The sequence below is a fragment of the Cellulomonas alba genome (genome assembly GCF_030362835.1).
GTDB lineage: Bacteria > Actinomycetota > Actinomycetes > Actinomycetales > Cellulomonadaceae > Cellulomonas > Cellulomonas alba.
In genome coordinates this window covers 444,968-456,000 of the sequence record NZ_JAUCGQ010000002.1, presented here as the reverse complement: position 1 = coordinate 456,000, position 11,033 = coordinate 444,968, and the positions used below count along the sequence as shown (strand labels likewise).

Here is an 11,033-nt window from a genome sequence, read left to right as displayed (position 1 = left end):
CGGTCAGCGGTAGCCCGCGGACACCACCTCGAGCGCGTGCGCGAGGTCCTCCGGGTACTCGCTCGTCACCTCGAGCCACTCGCCCGTCGCGGGGTGCTCGAAGCCGAGCCGCACGGCGTGCAGCCACTGCCGCGTCAGGCCGACGCGCTCGGCCAGCGCCGGGTCCGCGCCGTAGGTCAGGTCGCCCACGCAGGGGTGGCGCAGCGCCGCGAAGTGCACGCGGATCTGGTGCGTGCGGCCCGTCTCGAGGTGCACCTCGACGAGCGACGCGGCGGGCAGCATCTCGAGCACCTCGTAGTGCGTGACGGACGGCTTCCCGTCGGCGACCACCGCGAACTTCCAGTCGGCGCTGGGGTGCCGCCCGATCGGCGCGTCGATCGTGCCCGTCGTCGGCTCCGGGTGGCCCTGCACGAGCGCGTGGTAGACCTTGTCGACCGTGCGCTCCTTGAACGCGCGCTTGAGCACGGTGTACGCGTGCTCGCTCTTCGCGACGACCATCAGCCCGCTCGTGCCGACGTCGAGGCGGTGCACGACCCCCTGCCGCTCCGCGGCGCCCGACGTCGCGATGCGGTAGCCCGCGGCGGCGAGCGCACCGACCACGGTCGGTCCCGTCCAGCCGGGCGACGGATGGGCCGCGACGCCGACCGGCTTGTCGACGACCACGACGTCCGCGTCGTCGTACACGATGCGCATGCCCGGGACCGGCTCGGGCACGACCTCGACGACGGCCGCGCGCGGGTCGGGGATCTCGACCTCGAGCCAGCCGCCCGCGACGAGGCGGTCCGACTTGCCGAGCTCCCGCCCGTCGAGCCGGACGCCGCCGGCGGCCGCGATCTCCGCGGCGCGCGTGCGGGACAGCCCGAGCAGCCGGGACAGCGCGGCGTCGACGCGCTCCCCCGCCAGCCCGTCGGGCACGGGCAGCGAGCGCAGGTCAGGCATCGGCGCGCGGTGCGGGGGTGGCGGCCGGGTCGCCCACCGCGTCGGACGCGCTCGCCGGGTCCGCCGCCACGTCGTCGGACGCGTCCGAACCGGGGCCGGAGGCCGGCGCGGCGTCGTCCTCGTGGTGGTGGTCGCGCGTGCCGTCCAGGCGGATCCCCGCGGCGGCCAGCACCACGATCATGACGGCCGCGACGACGATCGCGATGTCCGCGACGTTCCCGACGAACCAGTCGCCGTACGCGATGAAGTCGACGACGCGCCCGCGGGCCACACCGGGCTCACGGACGAGCCGGTCCACGAGGTTGCCCAGCGCGCCGCCCAGCAGCAGGCCCAGCGCGACGGCCCAGGCCGCCGAGCCGAGCCGGCGCGACGCACGCACGACGACCACGACCACACCGGCCGCGATGAGCGTCAGGACCCAGGTCATGCCCGTCGCGACCGACAGCGCCGCGCCCGGGTTGAAGACGAGCTGGAGGCCGAGCAGGTCGCCGACGAGCGCCCGTCGAACCCCGTCGTCGAGCGCGTCCAGCGCCCACGCCTTCGTGAGCTGGTCGACGACGAGCACGCCGACCGTCAGGGAGATCAGCGTCGCGAGCAGACGTCGGCGGCGCGGCGACGCGGGCGACTCGTCAGGGGTCGTGGAGGGCACCGCAGGAGTCTACGGGCGGCTCAGCGCCGCTCCTCCCGCTGCTTGCACTCGACGCAGAGCGTCGCGCGCGGGAACGCCTGCAGGCGCGCCTTGCCGATCGCCTTGCCGCACGACTCGCACGTGCCGAACGTGCCGTTGCCGATGCGGGCGAGCGAGTGCTGCGTCTGGGCGAGCAGGTCGCGGGTGTTGTTCACGAGCGTGAGCTCCTGCTCGCGCTCGAGCGCCGACGAGCCGGAGTCCGCCTGGTCGTCGCCCGCGCCGTCGCCGGAGTTGCGCAGCAGGTCCGAGAGCTCGGCGTCGGCGGACGCGAGCTCACCCGTGAGCCGGTCGACGTCGGCCGTGAGCTCGTCGGCGACGTCCTTGACCTCGCGCACGGTCCACGGCTTCTCGCCGTCGCGCACCGCGAACTGGCGGACGAGCTTCGCGAGCTCCTTCGCGTCCCCCGTCAGGGCGACGGTGGTCAGCGAGTCGTTCATGGCCACGAGGGCCCCCCGTTCTCGAAAGTCAGGCGACTTTAATGTGCGGCGGATTCGGACACAACACGCCACGCCGGGCACACAATCCCGACGTGGCGTGCTGGGCAGAGCGGTGCGGCCTGACCGGGGCCGAGGGACGCGGCGCGACCGGTGGTGCTAGATGCCCTGCGACTCGCCGACAGGCTGCGCCTGTCCGGAGCGCGGCGGGAGCGCGTTGCCGCGGTTGTCGAGGTCGCCGAGCAGGTTCTCGAGGTAGCTGTGCAGGCGCGTGCGGTAGTCGCGCTCGAAGCTGCGCAGCTCGTCGATCTTGCGCTCGAGGAGCGAGCGCTCCTGCTCGAGCTGGCCGAGCGTGCGCTGCGACGTCTCCTCGGCCTCGCGGACGATGCGCGCGGCCTGCGTCTTGGCGTCGCCGATGAGTCGGTCCGACTCCTCCTGGCCGCTGCGGACGTAGTCGTCGTGCAGCTTCTGGGCGAGGGCGAGCATGCCGGTCGCCGACTCGGGCTCGCTGGCACGCACCGGTGCGGCGACCGGGGCGACGGGCGCGGCGACCGGAGCCGGCTGGGCGACCGGCGCCGGGACGGGCTCGGGTGCCGGGGTGGGCTCCGGCTTGGGCGCGGGCGCCTGCTGCTGCGCGCCGGCGCGGCTCAGCTCGGCGATGCGGCGCTCGGCGGCGGCGAGCTTGGTCTTGAGGTCCTCGTTCTCGTTCTGCAGCTCACGCAGCGTGTTGACGACCTCGTCGAGGAAGTCGTCGACCTCGTCCTGGTCGTAGCCCTCGCGGAACTTGGTCGCCTGGAACTTCTTGTTGAGGACCTCGTCTGCGGTCAGCAGCGCCATCGTCGTCACCTCAATTGGTCGAGCTTGGTGGTCAGGCCGGCGGCAGTCCACCGACCGCCTCGGGCCACCGTAGCGGACATTGCCTCGCCTGCACCTTCCCCGACACGGCGGCCACACGCACGGGTCACGGCACCCCTCGCTCAGCTGGCGGACAGCGCGTTGAGCACCGAGAGGAGCACCGTGCAGAGCAGGAAGAGGACGAAGAAGGCCAGGTCGAGACGGACCGCCCCGATGGCCACGGGAGGCAGCACACGCCGAAGGAGGCGCAGCGGCGGATCCGTCACGGTGTACACCGTCTCGGCGATCACGAGGGCGAAGCCGTGGGGCCGCCAGTCGCGAGCGAAGAACTGCACCCAGTCCAGCACGAGCCGGACCAGGAGCAGCAGGAAGAAGACGAGGACGACCAGGAACAGGACGGACGCGACGACGCTCACGTCAGCTCTGGTTGTAGAAGCCCGCGCGGCTCTGCTCCGCAGGCCCCGCGTCCCCCGCCACCTCGACGTGCGCCGGCGACAGCAGGAACACCTTGCTCGTCACGCGCTCGATCGCCCCGTGCAGGCCGAAGATCAGGCCGGCCGAGAAGTCGACGAGACGCTTGGCGTCGGCGTCGTCCATGTCCGTGAGGTTCATGATGACCGGCGTGCCCTGGCGGAACGCCTCGCCGATCTTGCGGGCGTCGTTGTACGACCGCGGGTGGATCGTCGTGATGCGGCGCAGCTCGTGCGCCTGCGCGGCCGGCGCCTGCGTCGGGACCGACGCACGGGTCGGGCGGTGCAGCGGCGTGACCTGGGCCTCGTACTCCTGGGGCACCGCGACCTCCTCCTCGTACTCCTCGAGGTACTCCTCGTGCTCGGACCGGTCGTCGGCCAGGCCGAGGTACAGCATCGTCTTGCGCAGCGCTCCGGCCATCGCGATCGCTCCCTCCCCGGGACCCGGTCCCCGTGCCGGCCGGTCGCCGACTCCGCAGGGCCCCCTCGGGTCCGTCTTCGCGTCACGCTAGCAACGGGCCGCGCGCCTCCCTCGCGCGACACGCCCACCCAGGTCAGACGAGCCGGACGACACCCGCGAACCGCCCGGTGCCGGCGGACCGCCGGTGCGAGAACAGCGCCGGCTCGCGGAACGTGTCGCGGCCGTCGAGGTGGACCTCGGGGACGCCCAGGTCGCGCAGCACCGCGGCGACCCCGGCGGCGAGGTCCAGCGCAGGTGTGCCCCACGACGTCGTCGCCGCGGTGGCGGGCACGACCGCGGCGACCTCGTCGCGCATCGCGGCGGGCACCTCGTAGGAGACGCCCGCGATCGACGGTCCGGCTGCGGCCCTCGTGCGACCCGGGTCGGCGCCGGCGTCGGCCATCGCGTCGACGGCGGCCTGGAGCACTCCGGCGACCAACCCCGCGCGGCCGACGTGCACCGCGGCGACGACGCGCGCCTCGGCGTCGGCGAGCAGGACGGGGACGCAGTCCGCGACGTAGACCGCGACGGCGACGTCGGGCGTGGTGGCGACGAGGGCGTCGGCCTCGCCCGGTTCACGGTGCTCCCCGTCGACCCGCACGACGCGAGCACCGTGGACCTGGGTCGCCACGACGAGCGGGGCGCCGGCCCAGCGCTCGACGCGGCGCCGGTTCTCGGCGACGGCGGCCGGTTCGTCGCCGACCGCCGAGCCGAGGTTGAGCGCGTCGTAGGGCGGGCGGCTGACGCCGCCCGCGCGCGACGTGAACGCCGCCCGCACCCCCGGGCCGAGGTCGACCCCGGCGACCGGCAGGTCGTCGGCCCGGGCGGTGCTGTCCGGCACTACTTCAGGAAGTCCGGGACGTCGAGCTCGTCGCGGCGCGGCGCGTCCTCGGCGAACACGCGCGGCACCTCGAGCGCACCCGTGAGCGGCTTCGGCTCGGCCTCGGTCGAGAGGAACGCCGGGACGTCGGGCTGCGCGGCGGGCGCCGCGGGAGCGGTGCGGACGCCCGCCGGCACGAGCTCGTCCTCGGGGTCGACCACGGGACGCGGCGTCGGCACCTGGGCGGCCGGGGCCGGCCGCGTCGTCGCGCCGCTGACCTGACCGAGCGCGCGCGAGTCGCGCCGCACGACCGGGCTACCGCCGTCGAAGCCCGCGGCGATCACCGTGACGCGCACCTCGTCGCCGAGGGCGTCGTCGATCACGGCGCCGAAGATGATGTTCGCCTCGGCGTGCGCGGCCTCCTGGACCAGGCGCGCGGCCTCGTTGATCTCGAAGAGGCCGAGGTCGCTGCCGCCCTGGATCGAGAGCAGCACGCCGTGCGCGCCGTCGATGCTGGCCTCGAGGAGCGGCGAGCTGATCGCCATCTCGGCGGCCTGCACCGCGCGGTCGTCGCCGCGCGCGTAGCCGATGCCCATGAGCGCCGAGCCCGCGCCCTGCATGACGGACTTCACGTCGGCGAAGTCGAGGTTGATGAGGCCCGGCGTGGTGATGAGGTCCGTGATGCCCTGGACGCCGGAGAGCAGCACCTGGTCGGCGGAGTGGAACGCGTCGAGCACCGACACCGAGCGGTCGCTGATCTGCAGCAGCCGGTCGTTGGGGATGACGATGAGCGTGTCGACCTCGGCGCGCAGCCCCTCGATGCCCGAGTCCGCCTGGACCGAGCGGCGCCGGCCCTCGAACGTGAACGGCCGCGTGACGACGCCGATGGTCAGGGCGCCGAGCGAGCGCGCGATCCGCGCGACGACGGGCGCGCCGCCCGTGCCGGTGCCGCCGCCCTCGCCCGCGGTGACGAAGACCATGTCGGCGCCCCGCAGGACGTCCTCGATCTCCTCCTTGTGGTCCTCAGCGGCCTTCTTGCCGACCTCGGGGTCGGCGCCGGCGCCGAGACCGCGCGTGAGCTCGCGGCCGACGTCGAGCTTCACGTCGGCGTCCGACATCAGCAGCGCCTGGGCGTCGGTGTTGACGGCGATGAACTCGACACCCTTGAGGCCGACCTCGATCATGCGGTTCACGGCGTTGACGCCGCCGCCGCCGATGCCGACGACCTTGATGACCGCCAGGTAGTTCTGCGGAGCTGCCACGGTGGGTGCCTCTCGTTCGTGCCGCAAGTCGTGCCGCGAGCCCGCGACACGCCGCGGGCGGTTCAACCTTCAGGTTCAGGTTGAGAGTTACAGTTCTTGCTGGTGTCGTCTGTTCGACCGTCAGTGCGTGACGCTAGGTGTCGCCGCCGGGTCGATCAACGACCGCGCCGCGCGTGTCTTGCATCGCGTGGTGATTTCGTCGTGCGCTCCGCGCGGGCTCGTCCCAGGACGGCCCACGGCTAGCGCGTGATCGGCAGCGTCGGCGCCGACACGTCGATCACGTGGGCGTCCTTCGCGGCCTTCGACCCGCGCAGCGTCGTGAGCACGGCGACCTTGAGCGGCGTGTCCTTCGAGCTGCCCCAGTCGATCTGCAAGCCGTCGCGCAGGCGCATCGTCACGGTGTCCTGCGTGTGCGCCGAGACGTCGGCCACCTCCGCCAGCAGCGCCGGCGGCAGGCCGTGCAGCACGGTGAGCACCGCGTCGAGCGTGCGGCGGTCGTCCTTCGGCACGTCGACGACCGGCAGGCCGGACGGTGCCTTGTCGACCCGGCCGACCTGGACCCCGTCCTCGTCGAGGAGCGCGTAGCCGTGGTCGCCGCCCGTCTCCGGGACGGCCGCCACGGGCTCGCGCGCGACGATCGTGACCTCGATGCCCCGGGGCCAGTCGCGCATGACGCGCGCACCGCGCACGCCCGGGACGTCGAGGATCGCGTCGCGCAGGCCGACCGTGTCGAGCCGTGGCAGCGGCGTCCCCGCGTGCGCATCGACGACGCGCTCCACCTGGTCGACGGCGACGACCGTCCCGGCCCCCGCCACGTGGACGCGGGCCGGGTCGAGCGCGAGCACCGGCGAGAAGAACACGAGGTACGCGAGCCCGGCGACGGCCACGGCTCCCCCGACGACGTAGCCGATCTGCCGGCGGGCCAGGTTGCGGCGCGCCCGGGCGCGCTCGGCGAACCGGGCGATCGAGCGGGTCGAGACGACCGCGCCGCTCGACGCCGGGGGCTCGGTGCGGCCCGCGACCGCGCGGGGGTCGCCGGCCGGGCGCCGCGCGTCCGGACGGACGGACGTCGCCGTGCGTCCCGCGGCGGGGCGAGCGGGAGCGGTCGGGACGGGCGCGGTCCCCGGGCGCGGGTCGGAGCCGGGCGTGCCCGCGCCGGCGGAAGGCTTGTCGTCACGGCGCGTCCCGGCGTCCTGCGTCGTCGCGTCGGCCCGCCCGGTCGCACCCGTGGCGGCGCGCGCCGCGCGTGCGGGCGACGGTCGCGGCGCCGGCGGGCGGCCCGGGACGGGTGCCGGCGGCCGGGCGGGGCTCACGGCGCGGCCCGCTCGGCGAGGCGTGCGAGGACCACCGGCCCCAGCGCCGTCACGTCTCCCGCGCCGACGGTCAGCAGGAGGTCGCCCGGCCGCGCCGCGTCCGCGATCGCCGCAGCGGCGTCGAGGCGGTCGGCGACGAACGCCGCCTTGCCGGCCGTCGGGACGCGGTCGACGAGCATCCGTCCAGTCACCGTCGGGTCCGGGTCCTCGCGCGCGGCGTACACGTCCGTCACGACGACCACGTCGGCCAGGTCGAGCGCCGCGCCGAACTCGGCGGCGAACGTCCGGGTGCGCGAGTACAGGTGCGGCTGGAACAGGACGAGCACGCGTCCGTCGCCCGACACCGTGCGCGCGGCCCGCAGCAGCGCCGCGACCTCGGTCGGGTGGTGCGCGTAGTCGTCGACCACGCGCACGCCGGCCGCGGTGCCGCGGTCCTCGAACCGCCGTCCCGTGCCCCGGAACGCGGCAAGCCCCTCCGCCGCGCTCGCCGGGTCGAGCCCGAGCCGGCACGCGACCGTCCACGCGGCCGCGGCGTTCAGCGCGTTGTGGTCGCCCGGCACCGCGAGCCGGACGTCGGCGCTGCCCCACGGCGCAGTCAGCGTCACGACCCAGCCGCCCTCCGCAGGCCGGAGCTCGCCGACCCGGACGTCCGCACCCTGCTCGCGGCCGTACGTGAGCACGCCGACCGAGCGCGCGTCGAGCTGCATGCGGACGCGTGCGACGAGGTGCGCGGCGCCCGCGTCGTCGAGGCACGCGACGAGCGCCCCGCCGTCGCGCACGCGGTCGGCGAACGCGACGAACGCGTCCTCGAACGCCTCGCGCGTGCCGTAGTGGTCGAGGTGGTCCGGCTCGACGTTCGTGACGACCGCGATCAGCGGCTCGTAGGCGAGGAACGACCCGTCGGACTCGTCGGCCTCGGCGACGAACGCCGGACCGCGGCCGTCGCGCGCGCCGCCGACCGGGCCGTCGGGCCCGAGCACCGTGCCGCCGATCGCGAACGACGGGTCGGCGCCTGCGGCGAGCAGGGCCGTTGCGACCATCGCGGACGTCGTGGTCTTGCCGTGCGCGCCCGCCACGGCCACCGCGTCGCGGTCGACCATCAGCGCCGCGAGCGCCTCCGACCGGTGCAGCACGGTGAGGCCGAGCTCGCGTGCCCGGGCCAGCTCGGGGTTCGTCTCGCGGACGGCCGACGAGATCACGACGGTGTCCGCACCCGCGACCTGGTCCGCGTCGTGCCCGACGAAGACCCGGACGCCCGCCGCGCGCACGGCGGGCAGCGCCGGTCCGTCGGCGGCGTCCGACCCCGAGACCGTGAGCCCGCGCGCGGCCAGCAGTGCCGCGATCGCGGACATGCCGGCGCCGCCGACCCCCACGAGGTGCACGCGCCCGAGAGCGGCCAGCGCGTCGTCAGCCATGCGCGCCCCCGCCGTCCAGCGCGCGCTCGACCAGGTCGGCGACGCGTGCGGCAGCGTCAGTGACACCGACGGACGCCGCGGCGGTCGCCATGCGCGCGCGCACGTCGGCCGCGCCCGGCTCGAGCAGGGGCGCGACGTGCGCGCTCACCCAGGCCGCGTCGAGCGCACGGTCCTCGACGAGCAGCCCGCCGCCCGCCGCGACCACGTCGGCCGCGTTGAGCCGCTGCTCCCCGTTGCCGATGGGCAGCGGGACGTAGACGGCCGGGATGCCGAGCGCCGCGACCTCGCAGACGGTCCCCGCGCCGGACCGGCCGACGAGCAGGTCGGCCACCGCGAGCGCGTTCTCCATGTCGTCCAGGTACTCGCGGACGTGGTACCGCTCCGCTCCCGGCACGCCCGCGAGCGCTGCCTCGACCGCGTCGGCCTTGCCCGCGCCGGTGCTGTGCAGCACCTGCGCGCCCGTCGCGAGCAGCTCGGTCGCCGCGCCCGCGACCGCGCGGTTGACGCTGACCGCGCCGAGCGACCCGCCCGTCACGAGCAGTGTCGGCCGGTCGGCGTCGAGCCCGAGGGCCGCGGCGGCGTCGCGGCGGGCGGCCGCGGCGTCCGACGCTCGCCGCGCCACGAGGGCCGCGATCGGCGCGCGCAGCGGCAGGCCCGTCACCTCCGCGCCCGGCAGCCGGGTGCCCCGGAACGTCACGGCGACGGCGGCGGCCCGGCGAGCGCCCAGCCGGTTCGCCAGCCCGGGACGCGCGTTCTGCTCGTGGACCACGACGGGGATCCCGCGCCGGCGCGCCGCGAGGTACGCGGGCGTGGCGACGTACCCACCGAACCCGACGACCACCTGCGCGTCGATCGCGTCGATCGCCGCCCCGGCGGCGCGCACCGCGTCGCGCAGGCGCGCGGGCAGCCGGAACCAGTCGAGCGTGGGCCGGCGCGGCAGCGGCACGCGCGGGACGACATGCAGCGTCAGGCCGTGCTCCGGGACGAGGCGGGACTCGAGGCCCTCCGCGGTGCCGAGCACGGCGAGGCGGGCGTCGGGGTGCCGCCGCGCGAGCTCGTCGGCCACGGCCAGGAGCGGGTTGACGTGCCCCGCCGTGCCACCGCCCGCGAGGAGCACGGAGCCAGGACGCTCACCCACGGGCACGCCCGATCACCGCGAGCGACCGCCGCACGACGCCGGCGCGGGCCGACAGCGCCTCCGCGGCGCCCGGCTCCGAGCGCGCGAACGCGATCACGACGCCGAGCGCCGCCATCGTCATGATCAGCGCGGACCCGCCGGCGGACACGAGCGGCAGCGGCAAGCCGATGACGGGTGCGAGACCGATGACGACCGCGATGTTGACGAGCGCCTGGCCGATGATCCACAGCAGGATCGCACCCGTCGTGATCTGCACGAACGGGTCGGGGTGGCGGCGGATGACGCGGATCATCGCGAACGCCAGCAGGCCGAACAGCGCCAGGACGAGCACCGTGCCCACGAGGCCGAGCTCCTCACCGATGATCGAGAAGATGAAGTCGTTGTGCGCCTCGGGGAGGTAGGCCCACTTCTCGCGGCTCTGACCCAGCCCGAGGCCGCCCCACCCGCCCGACGCGAGCCCCCAGGTGCCGTGCATGGTCTGGTAGCAGGCCGACTCCTTCGCGCACTCGGCGCTGTTGAAGAACGCGGTGATGCGCCCCATCCGGCTCGAGTGCCCGAGCGTGAGGACCGCGACGGCGGCCGCAGCGACCGGCGCGGCGACCGCGAACATCCGCAGCGGGACGCCGGCGACGAACATGGCGCCGCTCACGAGCAGCAGGAGCACGAGCGCGGTGCCGAGGTCGTGGCCCGCGAGCACCACGAGGATCGCGATGCCGGCGACCGGCACGACCGGGATCAGCGCGTGCTTCCACGAGTCGAGCAGCGGCAGCTTGCGCGCGAGCACGGCGCCGAGCCACAGCGCGAGCGCGAGCTTGATGGCCTCCGACGGCTGCGCGGTGAAGCCGGGCAGCCGCACCCAGTTCTGGTTGCCGTTGACGGACACGCCGAGCCCCGGGACGAAGACGCAGAGCTGGAAGACGACGGCGGCCGCGAGGGCCGGCCAGGCGGCGCCGCGCAGCACGCGCACCGGCGTGCGGGCGATCACCAGGAGCACGACGAGCCCGGCGACCGCGAACTTCGACTGGTTGAGGAACACCGCGTACGGCGAGTTCCCCGCGTCGAGCGAGTCGACGCTCGAGCTGGAGAGCACCATGACGAGCCCGAGCACGAGCAGCAGTGCGGTGGCGCCGACCAGCACGTAGTAGCTCGTCACGGCGCTGTTCCACTGACCGAGTCGGGACCCCTCGGGCGTCGCCTGCGTGGCCGTCATGCCCTGGTCCTCCCCTCGTCCGTCACTGC

General features: G+C 75.1%; 12 protein-coding genes. All 12 read right to left on the bottom strand.

Annotated elements, in window-relative coordinates; translation table 11 throughout:
- Nucleotides 1–3: 3 nt before the first annotated feature.
- Nucleotides 4–939 (bottom strand): RluA family pseudouridine synthase, encoded by a 936-nt coding sequence (locus QRT04_RS14800; protein ID WP_289456287.1) that lies wholly within the window; start codon nt 937–939, stop codon nt 4–6.
- A complete protein-coding gene (locus tag QRT04_RS14795) occupies nt 932–1,588 on the bottom strand; it encodes a signal peptidase II (protein WP_289456286.1) in 657 nt (218 codons plus the stop codon). Before QRT04_RS14795 ends, QRT04_RS14800 begins: the two co-directional genes overlap by 8 nt.
- A gap of 20 nt (nt 1,589–1,608) precedes the next feature.
- On the bottom strand, nt 1,609–2,064 hold the full coding sequence (locus QRT04_RS14790; protein ID WP_289456285.1) for a TraR/DksA family transcriptional regulator: 456 nt from the start codon (nt 2,062–2,064) through the stop codon (nt 1,609–1,611).
- 156 nt (nt 2,065–2,220) lie between these two features.
- Entirely contained in the window at nt 2,221–2,898 is a 678-nt protein-coding gene (locus QRT04_RS14785) for a DivIVA domain-containing protein (RefSeq protein WP_289456284.1), read from the bottom strand.
- A gap of 140 nt (nt 2,899–3,038) precedes the next feature.
- Entirely contained in the window at nt 3,039–3,332 is a 294-nt protein-coding gene (locus QRT04_RS14780; protein ID WP_289456282.1) for a YggT family protein, read from the bottom strand.
- Nucleotide 3,333: 1 nt separating this feature from the next.
- The gene (locus QRT04_RS14775; protein ID WP_289456280.1) at nt 3,334–3,807 is read right to left on the bottom strand and encodes a cell division protein SepF; all 474 of its coding nucleotides are present in this window, start codon (nt 3,805–3,807) and stop codon (nt 3,334–3,336) included.
- Nucleotides 3,808–3,940: 133 nt separating this feature from the next.
- Nucleotides 3,941–4,687: a peptidoglycan editing factor PgeF gene (pgeF, locus tag QRT04_RS14770; RefSeq protein ID WP_289456279.1), complete on the bottom strand. Its 747-nt coding sequence runs from the start codon at nt 4,685–4,687 to the stop codon at nt 3,941–3,943.
- The gene (gene ftsZ / locus QRT04_RS14765; protein ID WP_289456278.1) at nt 4,687–5,928 is read right to left on the bottom strand and encodes a cell division protein FtsZ; all 1,242 of its coding nucleotides are present in this window, start codon (nt 5,926–5,928) and stop codon (nt 4,687–4,689) included. The genes pgeF and ftsZ overlap by 1 nt, the downstream gene beginning before the upstream one ends.
- Before the next feature lie 239 nt (nt 5,929–6,167).
- Nucleotides 6,168–7,241 (bottom strand): cell division protein FtsQ/DivIB, encoded by a 1,074-nt coding sequence (locus tag QRT04_RS14760; protein WP_289456277.1) that lies wholly within the window; start codon nt 7,239–7,241, stop codon nt 6,168–6,170.
- Nucleotides 7,238–8,656 (bottom strand): UDP-N-acetylmuramate--L-alanine ligase, encoded by a 1,419-nt coding sequence (gene murC / locus QRT04_RS14755; protein ID WP_289456276.1) that lies wholly within the window; start codon nt 8,654–8,656, stop codon nt 7,238–7,240. The genes QRT04_RS14760 and murC overlap by 4 nt, the downstream gene beginning before the upstream one ends.
- Nucleotides 8,649–9,800 (bottom strand): undecaprenyldiphospho-muramoylpentapeptide beta-N-acetylglucosaminyltransferase, encoded by a 1,152-nt coding sequence (gene murG, locus QRT04_RS14750; protein WP_289456275.1) that lies wholly within the window; start codon nt 9,798–9,800, stop codon nt 8,649–8,651. Before murG ends, murC begins: the two co-directional genes overlap by 8 nt.
- On the bottom strand, nt 9,787–11,004 hold the full coding sequence (gene ftsW / locus QRT04_RS14745; RefSeq protein ID WP_289456274.1) for a putative lipid II flippase FtsW: 1,218 nt from the start codon (nt 11,002–11,004) through the stop codon (nt 9,787–9,789). Before ftsW ends, murG begins: the two co-directional genes overlap by 14 nt.
- Nucleotides 11,005–11,033 lie beyond the last annotated feature (29 nt).

What these genes read in the sequence shown, in the direction of transcription:
- QRT04_RS14800 (WP_289456287.1), bottom strand. Translation starts at nt 939, where the DNA reads ATGCCTGACCTGCGCTCGCTGCCCGTGCCCGACGGGCTGGCGGGGGAG.
- QRT04_RS14790 (WP_289456285.1), bottom strand. Translation starts at nt 2,064, where the DNA reads ATGAACGACTCGCTGACCACCGTCGCCCTGACGGGGGACGCGAAGGAG.
- QRT04_RS14785 (WP_289456284.1), bottom strand. Translation starts at nt 2,898, where the DNA reads ATGGCGCTGCTGACCGCAGACGAGGTCCTCAACAAGAAGTTCCAGGCG.
- QRT04_RS14775 (WP_289456280.1), bottom strand. Translation starts at nt 3,807, where the DNA reads ATGGCCGGAGCGCTGCGCAAGACGATGCTGTACCTCGGCCTGGCCGAC.
- murC (WP_289456276.1), bottom strand. Translation starts at nt 8,656, where the DNA reads ATGGCTGACGACGCGCTGGCCGCTCTCGGGCGCGTGCACCTCGTGGGG.
- ftsW (WP_289456274.1), bottom strand. Translation starts at nt 11,004, where the DNA reads ATGACGGCCACGCAGGCGACGCCCGAGGGGTCCCGACTCGGTCAGTGG.